This window comes from Bacillus cereus group sp. MYBK30-2 (genome assembly GCF_051915945.1).
GTDB lineage: Bacteria > Bacillota > Bacilli > Bacillales > Bacillaceae_G > Bacillus_A > Bacillus_A paramycoides.
On sequence record NZ_JBQAFR010000002.1, the window covers coordinates 744,690 to 763,049 of the forward strand.

Genomic DNA, 18,360 nt, shown 5'->3' on the forward strand with positions numbered 1-18,360 from the left:
TTCACTCTCCTTTCACTCTTTCAAATACAACACCGTGCGCGATTGTCGGAATCGTTTCCTTCTGTTGCATCATCAGCGGGCTTAATAATGCTCCAGTAGCAACAACAAGAATTCGTTGTAAATTCCCCTTTTGCATCTCACGTAATAAATGCCCGTACGTTACAACCGCTGAACAAGCACAGCCACTACCACCTGCAAACACTTCTTCCTGACTCGAATCGTAAATCATTAATCCGCAATCATTGTATATATTCCCGAGATTATATCCTTCCTCAAGTAAAAGTTGTTTCGCAATTGGTGTCCCAACAGCTGATAAATCACCCGTAACAATCAAATCATAATCAGCGGCACTTCTTCTTAAATCTTCAAAATGCTGTTGAATTGTATGAGCAGCAGCTGGTGCCATTGCCGATCCCATATCTAAAGGATTCGCAATTCCTAAGTCCTGTACTTTCCCAATCGTAGCTGCCGTTATTTTAATTGCACTCTCTTCATTGCTAATTAATATGGATCCTGCTCCAGTAACCGTTGAATTTGCTGTTCCTGGCTTTTGCCCTCCATACTCTGTTGGATAACGAAATTGTCTTTCAGCCGTCGCATTATGACTACTTACTGTAGCTAAGATGCGATTCGCAAATCCACCGTCTATAAAGGCTGCTCCAACCGCTAAAGTTTCCATTGACGTCGCACAAGCGCTAAACATTCCTAAAAAAGGAATACCACACTCACGAGCAACATAATTTGCGGTCACTGTTTGATTTAATAAATCACCCGCTAAAAAGAAATCAATTTGCGATTTTTTTATATTTCCTTTTTGCATCGCTTGTTGAATCGAGTCTGACATTAACCTTCGCTCAGCAAGTTCCCAATTTTCCTCTCCACAATGTAAGTCAGCATATGAAATATCAAAATCCTTTCCAAGAGGGCCTTCAGCTTCTTTCGGACCGACGGCAGTACCAGTTGCATTCACGAAGATATCATTTTGAAATACCCACGTTTGTTTTCCTGTCAACCTCATACCTATCCCTCCTTTAAGACATTAAAATTTTAAATGTATATCTTATTAACCCGATAATGTATGCACCGACGACTCCAAACACAATGACGCTGCCTGCAATCTTAAACATATTAGTAGCAATCCCAAGAACAATCCCTTCACTCCTATGTTCTAGTGCAGCACTCGCCATAGAGTTCGCAAATCCAGTAACTGGTACTGCTGATCCGGCTCCAGAAAACTGCCCGATCTTATCATATACACCACATCCTGTTAAAATCGCCGATAATAAGACAAGAGTGGCAACTGTAGGATTCCCTGCCTCTTGTTCGCTAAAATGAAAGTAATGTATATAGAATTTCATCAATACTTCTCCCACCATACAGATAAGTCCACCTACAAGAAATGCCTTTACACAATTTATCAAATAGTTCGGTTTTGGATGGTACTCCTTCACTTTATTTATGTAATCATCCTTCAATTTTCGTTGTGCCATTTATATATTGCCTCCTACTTTACGAAATAAATCCAGTGAAATAATGAGCCTATTACTTTTCCAAGTACAAGAGCAACGAGCAAAATAACAATTTTCCCCTCTACCCCTACCCGTTTCGCTAAAATAGGTAAAACGTTTAACACTTCCGTTAATGCCGCAGCAAGCATTCCAATGAACGTGCCACAAAACAATCCCAGTATGACGAGCCAATATTGTGACGTTTGAAATGTAATATTTTTTAAACTACACCAAGCCCCTATTAAAGTACCTGCAATGACTGCCCACTCAAAATATCGAATATGCTTTCCACTTCTCGTTAATTGAGCTAAACGTGGAATAATACCAAGCGCAGCTAAAAATGCAACATATCCGCTACCTACCGCAATGCCTCCAGCTAAACCAATTAAAACTACAAATCCAAACTCAATCATCGGCAATCTGTTTTGTATTATCCTTATTTTCATGAACGATAACATATTGATCGAGTGACTGCTGATACTGAAACATCTCAACTTCTAATGGACTAGGCTCTTCATTGATTCGCTTTTGAAATACATGATTAAAAAACAAGACCATACCTAATCCAAGACCTAATGAATATGGAATTTGAAATAAAAGTGGTTGCTCCTTAAACTCTCCGGTAATCATGTAATATAACCGTTGGTGCACTTGTTGCATACTTACATCTTCATGGAAATAAATAATTGCAAGAGCTGCTCCAACAAAAAGCAACATCCAAACTAGACCGAAGAATACTGGATGTACCTCTTTTTTGTCATATATAATTTCAACAAGCGTTTGTCCAGATCCAAGTAAATTAATTTGTATGTGCGCTACCTTTTGTTGAATAATCTCAATCACTTTCATTACATCAATTACGACATGAGTCTTATCACACGCTGTAATTTTATAAACAATCTCATTTTGCACTTTTTCAACTATACTAGCGTCCCCAACAATTTGAGCAACGTCTCCCAGCTTTACTTCATAAGAAGAAGAGACTTTTAACCGATTGCGCATTTTGAGATATATTGTTTGTTCCAATTTACACTCACTCCTTCACTCTTCCTCGTAGTTGTAGTATGGTTATTGGAATTTTTTCTAATACAATTTTTTCATAAAAAAACATCTGTACCGTTTCGGTACAGATGTTTTTTTATGAAATAAATTTGCAATACTTAATGCGAGTCCTCCCCAAATGACTACCATACCAATAACCATCATCATAATCGCTAATCCACTCCTCATGAAACACCTCGGTCCTTCCATTCTTTTTCAAGCTGGACAGAATCTGAATGTATTTGTGCATTCCATTTTTTCAAGCTAATTACTAGCGCAACAACAAGAAATGCTGCGGCTATCGACCAACCATACGTTACAACAAAAAAAAATCGAATAGATAGCTATTCATCTATTCGATCTTTCATCTGTTTCAATATTTTCTTTTCAAGTCTTGAAACTTGTACTTGCGAAATGCCTATGCGCTCCGCTACTTCTGATTGGGTTTGGTCTTTATAATAACGCAAATACACAATTAGACGTTCTCGTTCATCCAATTCTCTAATTGCTTCTTTTAAAGCAATTTTATCAAACCATTTCGTTTCAGATTGATCTGCAATTTGATCTAAAATAGTAATTGGATCTCCATCGTTTTCATACACAGTTTCATGTATTGATGAAGGAGCACGACTCGCTTCTTGTGCCAAAACGACTTCTTCTGGCGTTAGTTCAAGAGCCTCCGCTACTTCATTAATCGTTGGGGCTCTTCCAAATTCTTTCGAAAGCTCGTCTCTCATCTTTCGAATTTTGTTTCCTGTTTCTTTTAAAGATCTACTTACTTTCACAGATCCATCGTCACGTAAAAACCGTTGTATTTCACCAATAATCATTGGAACTGCATATGTTGAAAATTTCACGTCGAAAGATAAATCAAATTTATCTACCGATTTTAAGAGCCCAATACATCCAATTTGAAATAAATCGTCTGGTTCGTACCCTCGATTAAGAAATCGCTGCACAACCGACCATACGAGACGCATATTACTTTGAACGATTGTATCTCTCGCTTGTTGATCTCCATCTTGACTTTTTTGAATTAACGCTTTTAGCTCGTGGTCCTTTAACTGAGGTTTCTTCTTCTCATTTCTGACCTCTATGTCCATAGGCTATTCTCCTTAATTGCATAGAGCGTTACTATTTGATAAGTATTTTGTCAAATGGATTGTTGTCCCGAAAGATTCGTTTGAAATAACTTCTACTTCATCCATAAAATTTTCCATGATAGTAAATCCCATTCCGGAACGCTCTAATTCAGGTTTAGTTGTAAAAAGGGGTTGTCTTGCCTCATCTAAGTTAAAGATACCAATCCCTTCATCTCGAATCGTGAGTTTCACCATAGCTTCTTCCAAAATCACTGAAATATAAACAACACCTTCTGCATTTCCTTCATATCCATGAATAATTGCATTTGTAACTGCTTCTGACACAACTGTTTTAATCTCTGTTAGTTCTTCCATCGTCGGGTCTAGTTGCGCAATAAAAGCAGCTACTGTAACGCGAGCGAATGATTCATTCTGACTTAACGCTGAAAATTGAAGGTTCATTTCATTTCTCATTTATGCCACCCCCAACGTCGCGAGCGCATGCGCTTCACTTTCTTCTAAACGAACAATTTTGAATAGACCTGACATTTCAAATAAACGTTTAACAGGCGGTGAAATTGCACAGACAACCATTTCTCCACCTAATCCCTTTACATGTTTATATCGGCCTAATATAACACCTAGACCAGAACTATCCATAAATGTTAAGTTCTCTAGGCTTAAAACAATATGATGAACACCATGTGTCTCAATCATATCTGTTACTTTCGTTCGCAACTCTTCAGCAGTATGATGATCTAATTCACCCTCTAGTCTCACACATAAGACGTCACGTTTTACTTCTAAGTGCATGGAAAGACTCACACGATTTCCTCCTTATGCTCAAACTTTACTCATTAACATAAGATTTTCGTGATATAAAATAAGAATCCTTCCTACTGACAAAAGAAGAACTATTTCGTCATAAAGTGAAACCTTTCAGCAATTATCCCCGTATATGCGAGCAGAAAAGCGGCAAAATTCCCGCCGCTATTTTGATGTTGAAAACATCCCAAAACTTCTTTTAAATAGTTCCCACCAGCTTGCTGCAGCAACATCTTCTTTTGCTACAATTGTTTGTTTTAATAAAACATCTTTATCTTTTTTAATAACGAGTGTACCAAGTGCATCACCTTTTTTAATCGGTGCCTTTACTTTCTTTTCAGCAATCACTTCTTGTTTTACCTTGTCCATATTTTCGCCCTTCTTCATAAGAAGAGACACATTGTCTGACGCAACTAAATCTACTTTTTCTTTTTTACCTTTTCCTACTTGTACAGTCTTAATTTTCTCGCCACGTGTATACAATTTCTTTGTCATATATTGTCCAAATGCATAGTCAAGAAGCTTTGTTACTTGGTTGTTCCGCTCTTTTGACGTAGGTGCTCCCATGACAACTGAAATAACACGCATTCCATTTTTTTCAGCTGATGCTGTTAAACAATATTTCGCTTCTGTCGTAAAACCCGTCTTCACTCCATCTACTCCAGGATAAAAACGAACTAACTTATTCGTATTAACGAGCCAAAATTTCTTATCCGTATTTTCACGTAAATAGTCTTCATACTTACCTGTATATTTTCGAATAAGTGGATACTTCATCAACTCTTTCGCCATAATAGCCATATCATTCGCTGTGGAATAATGATTTTTCGCTGGAAGACCTGTCGGATTTTGAAAATGTGTATTTTTCAGTCCTAAATCTTTCGCTTTTTTATTCATCATATTTACGAATCCTTCTTCTGAACCAGCGATATGCTCAGCTACTGCAACAGATGCATCATTTCCAGATGCAATCGCAATGCCCTTTAGCATTTCATTTACAGTCATCTCTTCCCCAGGCTCTAGAAAAATTTGTGATCCACCCATTGAAGCTGCGTGTTCACTCGCTCTAACTTTATCGTTTAGTTTTAGTTTTCCTTTTTCAACTTGTTCCATAATTAATAGCATTGTCATAATCTTCGTCATACTAGCAGGTGGTAACTTTTCATTCGGATTTTTATCAAACAAAACTTTACCTGTATCTTGCTCAATTACGATTGCTGACGACGCTTGTTCGGCTAACTTCGGTGCTGTTTCTTCTGTTTTCTCCTGCTTCGTTTTCTCAGATTGTGCGAAACTAACTGAAGTACCAGAAAGCAATAACATGAAACAAACAAGTATTCCAAAAACTCGCTTCATGACTAACCCTCCATTCTATATCAAACCTATTTTTTCCAATTTATACATTTTTAATACCATATTTTTCTATCATTTTCAGTTGACAAATAAATTCATTGTCTATATTGTATTAAGTGTATTACATGCAGTAGTACACTTAATACTCATCAGGAAGGAGACATTGCTCTTGCATATTCAACTTGATCCAAGAAGCAACACTCCGATATGGGAACAAATTGTCCAAAATGTAAAAGAACTCGTATTAAAAAACATGTTAGCTCCAAGTGATAAGCTTCCTTCTGTACGCGAGCTCGCATCTTTGCTCGTTATAAATCCAAATACAGTAAGCAAAGCTTATCAAGAATTAGAGCGACAAGGGATTATTGAAACATTACGAGGGAAAGGAACATTTGTATCCCAATCGATTACCCCAACATTAGACGAAAGGAAAATCGCTATGGTTGAAAAGCAATTTCATCAATTACTACTAGAAGCCTCTTATCTTGGGATTACGAAAGATAAAATTCACGATTGGATAGATTCATACTACAAAGAGATTGGAGGAAGTACAGATGCTGAAAGTGACAAACTTGAAGAAAACAATTGATAATCAAACAATTTTAGACGATGTTTCTTTCACATTACAAAAAGGTAGTATCGTCGGATTGCTCGGTAGAAACGGTGCAGGGAAAACAACTTTATTACGAACGATGGTCGGCATTTTAGACCCCGATGAGGGCACTGTTACATATGAGGATACGGATGTTCATAAGCAGCCGGAAATTAAACAAAAAGTTGTATATGTTCCGGATTCTACTAACATACTGAACGGATATACAGTAAAGGAAATCGTGAAATTTTATAAAGCCGTTTATACAGCATTCGATGAACAATATTTTTATGAAATATTAGAACGTTTTAACTTGCCGAACAAACGAATTCGTAGTTATTCAAAAGGAATGAAAGCACTGCTTGCCATCATTTTAGCTTTCGCTGCAAAAGCAGAATATATTATTTTAGATGAACCGACAAACGGGCTTGATCCTATCGTTAAAAGACAAATCCTACAATTTCTCGTTGAAGAAGTAGCAGAGAAAGAAATTACGATTTTCATCTCTACTCATCATTTAGATGAAGTTGAAAAAATCGCAGATACAATCATTATTTTAAAAGGGCATACAATAGATTCTATTACGTCACTAGACGATGCAAAATCACGATTTGCTAAAATACAAGTTGCTTACGAACGATCATTACCTCAAAAACTAGAAAACTTAAGCAATATTAAAATATTAAATCAAACGGGAAAAGTATATACGATTTTAATCGAAGGAAATGTTGCTACAACGCTTGAGAAGTTTTATAAAGAGCAACCAATACTCATTGAAGAATTAACAATGTCACTTGAAGATGTCTTCGTTACGACGCTTGAGGAGGATGGGTATGTTTCATAAGGCGTTATGGATGTGGAATTGGAAGCACGGGAAATATGCTGTTTTACTATTTTTCTTTAGTTCACTTTATTTTTTATCTTTCGAATACTATCAAGCAGCAGAAGAGCAACAGTCTTTCTTTCTCCATCCAGAAAGCATGGGTGAAAAAAAGTTTTACTATCATTATTCTTTTTATTCTTCTGATAACTTTTGGTTGGGTATTATTACAATTGCCCTAGCCTGTATATTAATTGGATGGGAGCGAAGTAATCAAAATGGGAATTTATTTATGATGTTACCATTTAAAAGGCGTGATATGTTCTTATCAAAGTGGATTTTCGGTGCATTTTTCATTCTAATATCACTTCTTATCAATTGGGTTCTTATGTATTTTATTTATAAATCTACAATCCACTTTGAATATCAATCGTTCGAACCGTTTCATCGATATTTTCTTTATGCAATTTTTTCATATATTGCTATCTATACTGTCTCTTTATGTATTGGCACATTTACTGGCAGTATTATTTCACAAAGCATCTTTAGCATTACTTTTTGCGTAATGGGAATGGGAATCTTTTCACTCTCACTCTTTTTCTTTACGATCCACGCTGATGCAATACAAGGGAATAAAAGTTATGCAAGATCTGAAAAAATTTATGAACTCAATAAAAAAACCGCCATTTCAGGTCCTATATTAAACTTTTCAATTAATTATAATTACCATCCTAGTGCCCAATCGTATGAGGAGCATGGCAAAGTGATACAGAAAGGTCCTACTTCTCATAGTTACTACTCTGCCAAAGCAATTCTTGTTCCTATCTTCTATACAATTTTTTGCTTACTCATCGGTACGTTTCTTTATACAAGGTCACCAAATGAAAATAATAAGAAAATCTTTCTTTTTCAAAAATACCACTCACTCTGGATTTGGTGTGCTATCTTATATTTCGCATTATTAGGTGGCCAAATGTTAAACCGGTTTGATTTATTATTTAGTTACTATGCTGGATTCTTTTTAGTTGGAATCATAACCTATTTTGTATTATCACGTCTTACAAATTATAAAGTTTTTTAAAGGAGAGATCCTATGTTTCAAAAAGCATTATGGATGCACACATATCAGCAAAGCAAATATGTTGTTTGGCTATTTTGGTTAGTAAGTTTCTACCTACTATCATATAACTATTATTTAGCGGCTGCAGAACAACTAAACTATTTCCATGAGAATAACAAATGGAAATATATATTCCGTTATACTTATCACCTTTCACTTATTGATGCTATCATGATTCAAGGAGCTATCATCATTGCATTGGCCTGCGTTCTTATTGGATGGGAGCGTCAAAATCAATCAAGTGATTTTCTATGGTCTATGCCATTTAAACGTCAACACATTTTTTTAACAAAATGGCTTTATGGTGTGTGTAATATTATAGCCATCGTTATAATGAACTGGGGGCTCTTTGCAATTATGAAAAAAACAACTTTTCATAATAAGTATCAAGTGTTTTCACCATTTCATACTTATTTCTTATACATGGTTATTGTCTTAATTGCTATCTATACACTTGCATTATGTTTAGGCACAATTGCCGGTAATATTATTTCACAGGGTTTTTTCACTGTTGCTATACTTGGATTTCCTTTTATTCTGCCCACACTTATTGTCGGATTTATTTCCATCCATACAAATACCACTCCTTATACAATGGAGAAAGTAGATAGTTTATATACAGGCATAATAGAAAAAGCGAGTATTTTAGCACCTGCTCACAGATTCACTATTGATTTTAATTATAATCCTCAGAGTGCTTATACTGATGGTGATGGAGTGCGTCATAACGAGCCAAACTTCACTTACATTCCTTCAGCGAAGAAACTTATTGGTCCAATTGCAAACATACTTATTTTATTTCCTTTAAGTATGTACTTATATACAAGATCACCAAATGAACAAAATGGAAACTTTCTATTGTATCCAAATCTAAAAAAATTATGTATGGTATGTTGTGTAATCTTTATTGGAATGTTTGGAGGAATATTAGCAGGAGGAAGCCACTCTATCTGGAACTATTATATTGGCTTCATAGGAACTAGTACGATAGTCTACTTACTCTTATCTCGATTATTAAAACTTAAATTTTCTTGGAATATAAAATAACCTCCTCCCAAAAGGAGGTTATTTCACATTCTCTCTCCTATCCCCATACACCATCTCTTCTTTCATCCCAAATCCATCACCATTTTGTACAATTTGTTCTGTCGGTGCGACTACACTTTCAGCAATTTTCCATTTCCCATTTTCTTTCACAAATACTTGTAGAAAATAGTTCATGCCATTAAGTTGATATGCATTTTCTTTTTTCACGTTATAATGCACCGCAATGTAGTACACTTGAATATTTTCTTTCCCTGCTTTTGATACGTATTGCGATAATCTCGGAATGTACATAGATGCTTTCTTAAACGGCAATTTCTTCGCTTTAACAAGCTCTGAATTTGTTACATTACGCAATGTGTCCTGATTACGAATATTATCGCTGTGATGGAATGATACTGCATTTTGCATAGAACGAACCCATAATTTCGAATATAAGACCGTATTATCGTTTTCAATATACTTCACTTCTTTTTGCACCACTTGGATAGGGGTATCGGCGTACGTGAATGTATGAAAACAGAAAAAACTTCCAAGTAAAATGGTAAGTGCAGCAATATATTTCATAATCTTTCCTCCGATCTTTTTAATTAAAGTATCGGAGTTTCAAAATGTTTTTATTCAAAAGAAAAAGGATAGGAAAGCTCTCGCTTCCTATCCTCATTTATTATAATACGCGGCCAAATAGTTCTAAAACCATTTCTATCTCTTGGTCGCTCCAACCTTTAAATCTATCTTTATAATATTCTTTACGCACAGCTTCAAGTTTTTCAGTTACTTCTCGTCCATGTTCTGTAATTTCTAAGTACACGATACGACGATCTGAATTTGAACGTTTTCTTTCTACAAATCCTTTTCGTACGAGACGATCTGTTACAGCTGTAATATGACTGGAGGTTACGTTTACTTCACTCGCAATTTGCGAAGCCATCTGTGGACTTTTTAAAAACAACGCACGTAGGACAGAGAATTCATTATATGGCATATGCTCTGAAAAACGTGTATTAATATCATTTTGTAATAAACGTATCATCTTTCGAAATGATGCAGATAAATCTAAAATCAGTGTTTCTCTTTTTTCGTTCACTAGCCTCGTCCCTTTTTTATCATATTTACACATATTATAATCTATAAATACCTCTGTTGTATATGCTTTCTTTCCTCATCATTCTCATTTATGTAACTTTTTTCATACGATTTTCTTTTTTGTTCACACATATACATATAAAGTGAAACTTTAATCAGTGGGGGATGGACACCTCCCCCACTGATTATTAGTTGAACTAATCGGGCTTTTACGGGCAGTCTTACTGTCCGCAAATAGCGGGATAAAAAAGGATGGTGATGCAAAATGCAAGGTGGAATGAATCCGTATTTACATAATATCCGTACGACAAATGCTGGTAAAGAAGCTACTATTACTGTACAAGGAGAAGGCATTGTAAAAGCAAAACCAAATGTTGTCATATTAACACTCGGAATTCGAACAGATAGTAAAAATGTAAAACAAGCGCAAGAAGAAAATGCGATACAATCGAAACAATTGCTGGATGCACTCAAACAGCTCGGTATTGCCGATAAAGATATAGAAACCATTTCTTATACGATTACTCCTCAATACGAATATGTAAATGATAAAGCATTACTACAAGGCTACCGTGTGGAGCATTTGTATGAAATTACCGTTTTAAATGTGCAAAAAGCAGGGGAAGTATATGATATAGCCGTTTCGAATGGTGCAAACGTAGCAAAAGGGTTACGTTTTCGAATATCTCATCCAAATAAATATTATGAGCAAGCTCTCATTCAGGCTCTGCACCAAGCAGTAGAAAAAGCTCGTGCTATTGCGAGTACATACAATTTAAACATTAATCCTGTTCCCCTCTCACTCGTTGAAGAATCTGCCCAATTACCACGGGAGGTTGCATCCTATGCTACTTTACATGCACAAGCAGCCCCGCCCATTCAATCTGGAGAATTAGAAATCATTTCAACCATACGAGCCATTTTTACGTATTTATAAATAATTTCGTTTATAAGTAAACGTTATCATTTTCGTTGTTGTAAAAACATGATGTTCTGATATAATAAAGGACGGTGAGCTCTTACAAAAGAGATATCACGGGTGGGAGAGGGATATGAAAAAGAAGGTTTAACATGAAAGGAATACTTGAAAGAACATTTAAATTAGACTTACACCAAACATCACCAAAACAAGAAGTTTTAGCTGGAGTCACGTCATTTTTCACGATCGTTTATATTATGATTGTAAATGCGTCAATCTTATCAGATGCCGGCATTCCTCTTGAAGCTGGAATTTTAGCAACTGTTTTTAGTTCATTTGTCGGATGTCTACTTATGGCATTTTGGGCAAATGCACCTGCTATTCTTGTCCCGGGTATGGGTGTAAATGCATTCTTCACGTACACTGCTGTGCACACGCTCGGTCTAGCTTGGCAAGAAGCATTAGCAGCTGTTTTTATCGCCGGTATTATTTTTGCAATTGCTGCTTTTACACCGATTGCTCGCGTGCTTTCGGTATCGATTCCAAAGTCATTAAAGGAAGCGATCACTGTCGGTATCGGGTTGTTTTTAGCTTTCATCGGCTTGCAAAAAGGTGGTTTAGTCGTTTCGAATCCTCATACTGCTGTTGCAATGGGGAAATTAAGTAATCCTGTCGTTCTTGCGACATTACTTACTCTTATCATTGCGCTTGTACTATTTATTCGTAACGTACGTGGAAACTTTTTATGGACAATTGCAATTGGAACTGGTATTGCATGGCTATTCGGTCTTGTTGATACGAGTCAAGTGGGAAATAGCTCATTTTCATTCGCTAATTACGGCGATGTGTTTGGAGCTATGTCATTTGGGAAACTTTCTTCCTTACCATTTTGGATTGCAACATTCTCCTTAAGCATGGTGCTTATTTTTGAGAACATGGGACTTTTACACGGTTTATTAGAAGATGATCGTAAATTCCCACGTGCTTACCAAGCAAATGCAATTTCAGCAATGACATGTGGTCTATTTGGCACAAGCCCTACCGTTTCAACAGTAGAGAGTGCCGCAGGTATTACTGCAGGCGGAAAGACAGGTCTGACGTCTATCGTTACAGGGTTGTTATTCTTCGCATCACTGTTTGCACTTCCGTTTGTCAAACTAATTCCTGATAGTGCCATTGCACCAATCTTAATTATTATTGGCGGCCTGATGATTACAAGCATTCAACAAATTCCTCTGAACGACTTTTCAGAAGGGTTTCCAGCGTTTTTAATTATCGTTATGATCCCGCTCACATATAGTATCGCTGATGGCATTGCGTTCGGATTTATCGCTTATCCTATTTTAAAAGTTGCTCTTGGAAAGCGTAAAGAAGTTGCACCATCCATGTATATCATTACATGCTTATTCTTAGCCATGTTCGTATTACACGCTATTGGCTAGTAAAAAACACCGAGGAAATCCTCGGTGTTTTTTACTTAAACCAACCTTTTTTATAAAACCAAGCCATCATGCCCCCGCCAATTAACGCCATAATTAACAAACAAATAAAGTAACTATACTGTCCGCCAAGCTCTGGCATATGTGAAAAGTTCATTCCATATACCCCTGCGATAAATGTTAATGGCATGAAAATCGTCGAGAATACAGTTAATGTTTTCATAATGTTGTTCATATGGTGCGAGTTCAATGAAAAGTAACTATCTCGAATATCTGCTGTTAATTCACGACTCGCTTCAATCATCTCTGTCAGTTTAAGCAAATGATCATGTATATCTTTAAAATAAATTTCATGGTCGCTTATACCGTAAAAGCGAGTTGAATTTAAAATACGATACAATAAATCACGCATCGGAATAATCGTACGCCTTAGCTTCGATAAATCTGCACGAATATCAAATACCTCTTCTAGCACGCTTCCTGCTGTCTCACCCGTTAAATTATCATCAATTGCATTTAAATGGTCTTCAATGTAATACACAGGTGCGAAATAATCATCTACAATTTGGTCAATAATTGTATGCGCTACATTTAAAGGACTCTTCTTAATACGTTTCTTCTCACCGAGCGTTTTCCATACTCTTTCAATCGCATTGTTATGAGAGAAGTGGAAAGAGACTATATATCGATCACTAACAAATAAATCGATTTCATGCGGTTCTAATCCGTCTTCTCCGAATGCATGGAGAACTAAAAAGTTATATCCATCATAAAAATCTACCTTTGGCCTCTGTACATACTCTACACAATCTTCAATTGCAAGGGGATGGAACTTGAAGTGATCTTGTAAAATATATGTATACTCTTCTTTCGTCGGCTTATATAAATCAAGCCAATACCATACGATGTTTTCTTTTTGCGTTTCTTCTAGCGAAACATCATATAAAACTTCATTTTTTTTCGTTATCGCACAAATTCTAATCATAATTTCACCCATTATTATTATAAACAAAAAATAGTCAAAAAAGCCAAGGAGAAATCTCCTCAGCTTTTTTTTATTACTTTGTTACAATACCGTGTACTAAAGTTGGTGCATCTACGTGGTCTTTAGCGATTTTCATGTTCTCATAAATTTTCGCTTTTACGTCTTCAACATTTTCGCGGTTTGCGTAAATTGTAACAAGAGCGTCACCTTTTTTCACGCTATCGCCTACTTTTTTGCGAAGCATTAGACCAACTGCTAAATCGATTTCAGACTCTTTCGTTGCACGCCCTGCTCCTAAAAGCATTGCTGCTGTTCCGATTTCGTCTGCAACGATTTCCGATACATAACCGTCTTCTTTTGCTTCCACTTCAATTTTAAATTGTGCTTGTGGCAATTTAGAAGGATCATCAACAACAGATGCATCGCCGCCTTGCGCTGATAAGAACGTTTTAAATGATTCTAGCGCTTTACCGTTGTTCATTACTTCAATTAACTTTTCACGAGCATCTTCTAAAGATGAAGCTTGTCCAGCAAGGTATACCATTTGACTTCCAAGCGTTAAACATAACTCTTCTAAATCTTTTGGTCCTTTACCTTGTAATGTATCAATTGCTTCTTGTACTTCTAATGCGTTACCAATAGCCTCACCAAGCGGCTGGCTCATATCAGAAATAACTGCCATCGTATTACGACCAACGTTATTACCGATTCGTACCATTGCTTCTGCTAAACGTTTCGCATCTTCGTCTGTTTTCATAAATGCTCCTGCTCCAGTTTTCACATCAAGAACAATTGCATCTGCACCAGCAGCAATTTTTTTACTCATAATCGAGCTTGCAATAAGCGGAATTGAGTTTACTGTTGCCGTTACATCACGAAGTGCATACAATTTTTTATCAGCAGGTGTTAAGTTTCCACTTTGACCGATAACAGCAATTTTATTTTCATTTACAAGACGCATGAATTCATCATTTTCAATTTCCACATGGAATCCTGGTACTGCTTCTAATTTATCAATTGTACCACCCGTATGTCCTAGACCTCGTCCAGACATTTTCGCAACTGGTACACCTAAAGCAGCTACTAATGGACCTAATACAAGTGTCGTTGTATCACCAACTCCACCTGTTGAATGCTTATCTACTTTGACCCCTTCAATGGCTGATAAGTCAATTGTATCACCGCTATTTACCATTGCCATCGTTAAATCTGCACGTTCTTGATCATTCATATCTTGGAAGAAAATTGCCATTGCAAGTGAACTTACTTGATAATCAGGAATATCACCATTTGTGTATCCTTCAACGATAAAGTTAATCTCTTCTGTCGTTAATGCATGTCCATCACGTTTTTTTGCAATTAGGTCCACCATTCTCATTGTGAAGTCACCCCTTCATTTGTTTTACGATTGCTTTTACTAATGCTAAGAAGTTAGCTTTAACACGTTCTGTCGTTTCAATTACTTCATCGTGGTGAAGTGGCTGATCTAAAATACCAGCTGCCATATTTGAAATACAAGAAATACCTAGTACTTTCATACCTGCGTGACGCGCTACAATTACTTCTGGTACTGTTGACATACCAACTGCATCTCCGCCAAGTGTACGAAGCATACGAATTTCAGCAGGTGTTTCATATACAGGACCTGTCATTCCAACGTATACACCTTCTTGTACTTTAATGTTTAAGTCTGCTGCAACTTGTTTCGCCATTTCGCGAAGTTCTGTCGTATATGATGTAGACATATCAGGGAAGCGTACGCCCATTTCAGAATCATTCGGTCCGATTAATGGATTCGTACCCATGAAGTTGATGTGGTCTGAAATTAACATAAGGTCGCCTGGTTCAAATGATGTATTTACACCACCAGCTGCATTCGTTACAACAACTGTTTCTACACCTAGTTCTTTCATAACACGAACTGGGAATGTTACTTTTTGCATATCATATCCTTCGTAGAAATGGAAACGTCCTTGCATTGCTACTACTGTTACACCTTGAAGTGTACCGAATACAAGTTGACCTGCATGACCTTCTACAGTTGATACTGGGAATTCAGGGATCTCACTGTAAGGTACTGTTACTGCGTTCTCGATTTCATCTGCTAATACGCCTAGTCCAGATCCAAGGATTAGTCCTACTTGTGGTGTCTCTTGAAATTTCTCTTTTAAGTATGAAGCTGATTTTGTAATAAGTTCACGATTCATTTGTTTATCCCCCTATTTCTTTAGCTCGTTTAAGAAGCTTGTTCCGTATTCTGGCATTTTCACACCGAAGTTTTCTGCTACTGTTGCACCAATATCAGCAAATGTTTGACGAAGTGGTAATTCTTGTCCGCCTTCTTTCATGCTTGGGCTATATGCTAATAACGGTACATATTCACGTGTATGATCAGTACCAGGATGTACTGGATCATTACCGTGGTCTGCTGTAATTAATAATAGATCATCTTCTTTTAGTTTTTCGAATACTTCTGGAAGACGTGCATCATATTCTTGTAATGCTTCTCCGTATCCTTGTGGGTCACGACGGTGACCGAATAATGCATCAAAGTCAACTAAGTTTAAGAAGCTAAGACCTGTAAAGTCCATATTTAATGTATCTACAAGCTTATCCATTCCATCCATATTAGACTTCGTACGAAGTGATTCAGTTACCCCTTCACCATCATAAATATCAGAAATTTTACCGATAGCAATTACATCATAGTCACTATCTTTTAATTCATTCATTACCGTACGGCCGAATGGTTTTAACGCATAGTCATGACGATTTGGTGTACGTGTGAATTTTCCAGGTTCTCCAACGAATGGACGAGCGATAACACGTCCTACCATGTACTTCTCATCTAACGTTAGTTCACGTGCAATTTTACAAATTTTATATAACTCATCAAGTGGCACTACTTCTTCGTGTGCTGCAATTTGTAGTACGCTATCTGCAGAAGTGTAAACGATTAAAGAGCCTGTTTCCATTTGCTCTTGACCAAGTTCGTCAAGAATCTCAGTTCCAGAAGCTGGCTTATTACCGATAATTTTACGGCCTGTTTTCTCTTCTAATTCATCAAGTAATTCTTTCGGGAATCCTTCAGGGAACACTTGGAATGGTGTATCAATATATAGGCCCATGATTTCCCAGTGACCTGTCATCGTATCTTTACCAGTAGATTTCTCTTGCATTTTTGTATAATATCCAAGCGGTTTCTCTACTTTAGAAATACCTTTCATTTCACGAATGTTACCAAGACCTAACTTCACCATGTTTGGCATTTGCAATCCATTCATATGTTCAGCAATGTGACCAATTGTGTCAGAACCTAAATCACCAAATTGCTCAGCATCCGGTGCTTCACCGATTCCCACAGAGTCCATTACGACTAGGAATATACGTTTATATTTATTCATAACTGCGACCTCCTATAAGTTCAGTTCTACTTCTTGTAGTATGTTCAAAACGCTATAAAGTGAAACTGTTATCGATAAGAATTCTCTTTCATTCTCATTGTCAAACAGTACTTCTTTAAATCCTTTTCTAACCTATTTCGTTTTACTTGAAACGACTGAAAAACATTTCTAGTTTTTTCTAAGTCAGATGTCAGACATCTGATATTGATATCATAACATGTTTACGCTTTCTTTTTAATACATTTTCGTAGAATTTCTTATTTTATTCACACTTCTATTGTAATCCATTCTACAAAGAAGTGCTAATCATTTTATGAATAATTTCCTAATATAAAAATAAAAAAGCAGCTCTAAAGAGCTGCTTTTTTATTTTACTTCTACTGTTTCTTCTTTATGTTCATGTAGTTCGCCTTTTCTTACATGAACTTTCACTTTGTAAGTACCATTTTCTTTAAATGTATGCTTAGTTACGTACTCGCCTTTATTTCCTTCTTTTGCTGGAATAAATTCATGTTTTTCAACGCCATCTTTCCAAATCTCAAGTTGTACTTCAGCGCCAGTTAATGCTTCTTCTTTTTGTTTCAAATGAACTTTCATTTCTGATTCAGCATTGGCTTTCAAATCTCCAGCCATAAGGTGAATCATTGTATCGCTCTTATGATCGCCGTGCCCTGCACCATGATCACTATTTTCTTTCTTTGCATCTTCTACTTTGGCATTTCCCACAGCCACTTTTTCTTCTTGCATAACATGCATTTCACGTGCATTTGTGTGAGGAATAATATGGTATACTCCATCAGTCTCAAATGTTTTCTCTACAGCATAAACACCTTTCCCTTTATGCTTACCATTTAACATTTCGTGCTTCTCGTCGCCATCTTTCCAAATTTCAAACTTCACATCAGCATCTGTTACCTTTTCTTTTCCTTGTGTAACAAGTGCTTGTACTTCTGTTTTTTCACCTGGTTTAATTTTTTTCGGATTCGTTTGAAAGGCTACTTTTACAGCCTCAATTTTCTGTTCTTTTTTCGGTTCTTCTTTGTTTGTATTACAGCCAGCCAGTGCTAGCATCGCGATAAATAATGTAATAATAAGTTTTTTCATCTTCATTTCCTCCTTCATACTTTCCTTAGTATAGAGGA

General features: G+C 36.4%; 22 protein-coding genes. 6 read left to right on the top strand and 16 right to left on the bottom strand.

Going from position 1 to position 18,360, the window contains the following annotated elements:
• Window position 1 precedes the first annotated feature (1 nt).
• From spoVAD to dacF, 9 genes are all read right to left on the bottom strand, one after another.
• Window positions 2-1,018 carry a stage V sporulation protein AD gene (spoVAD, locus tag ACTFQM_RS15350; protein ID WP_242270933.1) on the bottom strand — a complete coding sequence of 339 codons (1,017 nt, stop codon included), beginning with the start codon at window positions 1,016-1,018 and terminating at the stop codon, window positions 2-4.
• Between the two features lie 13 nt (window positions 1,019-1,031).
• Window positions 1,032-1,490: a stage V sporulation protein AC gene (gene spoVAC, locus ACTFQM_RS15355; protein ID WP_025150149.1), complete on the bottom strand. Its 459-nt coding sequence runs from the start codon at window positions 1,488-1,490 to the stop codon at window positions 1,032-1,034.
• A gap of 14 nt (window positions 1,491-1,504) precedes the next feature.
• Window positions 1,505-1,921 carry a stage V sporulation protein AB gene (locus tag ACTFQM_RS15360; protein WP_025150148.1) on the bottom strand — a complete coding sequence of 139 codons (417 nt, stop codon included), beginning with the start codon at window positions 1,919-1,921 and terminating at the stop codon, window positions 1,505-1,507.
• Window positions 1,914-2,534 (bottom strand): stage V sporulation protein AA, encoded by a 621-nt coding sequence (locus ACTFQM_RS15365; protein WP_178939008.1) that lies wholly within the window; start codon window positions 2,532-2,534, stop codon window positions 1,914-1,916. Before ACTFQM_RS15365 ends, ACTFQM_RS15360 begins: the two co-directional genes overlap by 8 nt.
• A 57-nt stretch (window positions 2,535-2,591) precedes the next feature.
• Window positions 2,592-2,738, bottom strand: a complete 147-nt coding sequence (locus ACTFQM_RS15370) for a methionine/alanine import family NSS transporter small subunit (protein ID WP_440035079.1) — start codon at window positions 2,736-2,738, stop codon at window positions 2,592-2,594.
• 155 nt (window positions 2,739-2,893) lie between these two features.
• The gene (gene sigF, locus ACTFQM_RS15375; protein WP_025150147.1) at window positions 2,894-3,652 is read right to left on the bottom strand and encodes an RNA polymerase sporulation sigma factor SigF; all 759 of its coding nucleotides are present in this window, start codon (window positions 3,650-3,652) and stop codon (window positions 2,894-2,896) included.
• A 12-nt stretch (window positions 3,653-3,664) separates the two neighbouring features.
• On the bottom strand, window positions 3,665-4,105 hold the full coding sequence (gene spoIIAB, locus ACTFQM_RS15380; protein WP_001243400.1) for an anti-sigma F factor: 441 nt from the start codon (window positions 4,103-4,105) through the stop codon (window positions 3,665-3,667).
• On the bottom strand, window positions 4,106-4,456 hold the full coding sequence (gene spoIIAA, locus ACTFQM_RS15385; protein WP_002088460.1) for an anti-sigma F factor antagonist: 351 nt from the start codon (window positions 4,454-4,456) through the stop codon (window positions 4,106-4,108).
• A gap of 165 nt (window positions 4,457-4,621) precedes the next feature.
• Window positions 4,622-5,812, bottom strand: coding sequence for a serine-type D-Ala-D-Ala carboxypeptidase DacF (gene dacF, locus ACTFQM_RS15390; RefSeq protein WP_002173304.1), 1,191 nt, complete (start codon window positions 5,810-5,812; stop codon window positions 4,622-4,624).
• 166 nt (window positions 5,813-5,978) lie between these two features.
• Between dacF and ACTFQM_RS15395 the strand changes: the two genes are divergently transcribed.
• Genes ACTFQM_RS15395 through ACTFQM_RS15410 form a run of 4 tightly spaced genes read left to right on the top strand, consistent with a single transcriptional unit; the run spans window position 5,979 to window position 9,388 of the window.
• Window positions 5,979-6,398: a GntR family transcriptional regulator gene (locus ACTFQM_RS15395; protein WP_025150145.1), complete on the top strand. Its 420-nt coding sequence runs from the start codon at window positions 5,979-5,981 to the stop codon at window positions 6,396-6,398.
• On the top strand, window positions 6,364-7,245 hold the full coding sequence (locus tag ACTFQM_RS15400) for an ABC transporter ATP-binding protein (protein WP_440035082.1): 882 nt from the start codon (window positions 6,364-6,366) through the stop codon (window positions 7,243-7,245). Before ACTFQM_RS15395 ends, ACTFQM_RS15400 begins: the two co-directional genes overlap by 35 nt.
• Window positions 7,235-8,302 (top strand): ABC transporter permease subunit, encoded by a 1,068-nt coding sequence (locus ACTFQM_RS15405; RefSeq protein WP_440035083.1) that lies wholly within the window; start codon window positions 7,235-7,237, stop codon window positions 8,300-8,302. Before ACTFQM_RS15400 ends, ACTFQM_RS15405 begins: the two co-directional genes overlap by 11 nt.
• 12 nt (window positions 8,303-8,314) lie before the next feature.
• Window positions 8,315-9,388: an ABC transporter permease gene (locus ACTFQM_RS15410; protein WP_440035084.1), complete on the top strand. Its 1,074-nt coding sequence runs from the start codon at window positions 8,315-8,317 to the stop codon at window positions 9,386-9,388.
• Between the two features lie 18 nt (window positions 9,389-9,406).
• On the opposite strand, the gene ACTFQM_RS15415 is transcribed toward ACTFQM_RS15410, so the two are convergent.
• Entirely contained in the window at window positions 9,407-9,952 is a 546-nt protein-coding gene (locus tag ACTFQM_RS15415) for a hypothetical protein (protein WP_440035085.1), read from the bottom strand.
• A 100-nt stretch (window positions 9,953-10,052) separates the two neighbouring features.
• Window positions 10,053-10,472 (bottom strand): MarR family winged helix-turn-helix transcriptional regulator, encoded by a 420-nt coding sequence (locus ACTFQM_RS15420; protein WP_025150140.1) that lies wholly within the window; start codon window positions 10,470-10,472, stop codon window positions 10,053-10,055.
• A 264-nt stretch (window positions 10,473-10,736) separates the two neighbouring features.
• Here ACTFQM_RS15420 and ACTFQM_RS15425 point away from each other — a divergent pair, with 264 nt between their 5' ends.
• Complete coding sequence (locus ACTFQM_RS15425) at window positions 10,737-11,408, top strand: SIMPL domain-containing protein (protein ID WP_071718738.1); 672 nt, start codon at window positions 10,737-10,739, stop codon at window positions 11,406-11,408.
• Between the two features lie 134 nt (window positions 11,409-11,542).
• Window positions 11,543-12,832, top strand: a complete 1,290-nt coding sequence (locus ACTFQM_RS15430) for an NCS2 family permease (RefSeq protein ID WP_071718737.1) — start codon at window positions 11,543-11,545, stop codon at window positions 12,830-12,832.
• Between the two features lie 31 nt (window positions 12,833-12,863).
• On the opposite strand, the gene corA is transcribed toward ACTFQM_RS15430, so the two are convergent.
• The 5 genes from corA to ACTFQM_RS15455 all read right to left on the bottom strand — a co-directional run bounded on the left by corA (window position 12,864) and on the right by ACTFQM_RS15455 (window position 18,322).
• Complete coding sequence (corA, locus tag ACTFQM_RS15435; RefSeq protein ID WP_071718829.1) at window positions 12,864-13,826, bottom strand: magnesium/cobalt transporter CorA; 963 nt, start codon at window positions 13,824-13,826, stop codon at window positions 12,864-12,866.
• 61 nt (window positions 13,827-13,887) lie between these two features.
• A complete protein-coding gene (locus ACTFQM_RS15440) occupies window positions 13,888-15,192 on the bottom strand; it encodes a pyrimidine-nucleoside phosphorylase (RefSeq protein ID WP_440035087.1) in 1,305 nt (434 codons plus the stop codon).
• A 7-nt stretch (window positions 15,193-15,199) separates the two neighbouring features.
• Entirely contained in the window at window positions 15,200-16,021 is an 822-nt protein-coding gene (locus ACTFQM_RS15445; RefSeq protein ID WP_001078444.1) for a purine-nucleoside phosphorylase, read from the bottom strand.
• Between the two features lie 12 nt (window positions 16,022-16,033).
• On the bottom strand, window positions 16,034-17,218 hold the full coding sequence (deoB, locus tag ACTFQM_RS15450; RefSeq protein ID WP_071718734.1) for a phosphopentomutase: 1,185 nt from the start codon (window positions 17,216-17,218) through the stop codon (window positions 16,034-16,036).
• A gap of 366 nt (window positions 17,219-17,584) precedes the next feature.
• Window positions 17,585-18,322: a FixH family protein gene (locus ACTFQM_RS15455; protein WP_071718733.1), complete on the bottom strand. Its 738-nt coding sequence runs from the start codon at window positions 18,320-18,322 to the stop codon at window positions 17,585-17,587.
• Between the last annotated feature and the right edge of the window lie 38 nt (window positions 18,323-18,360).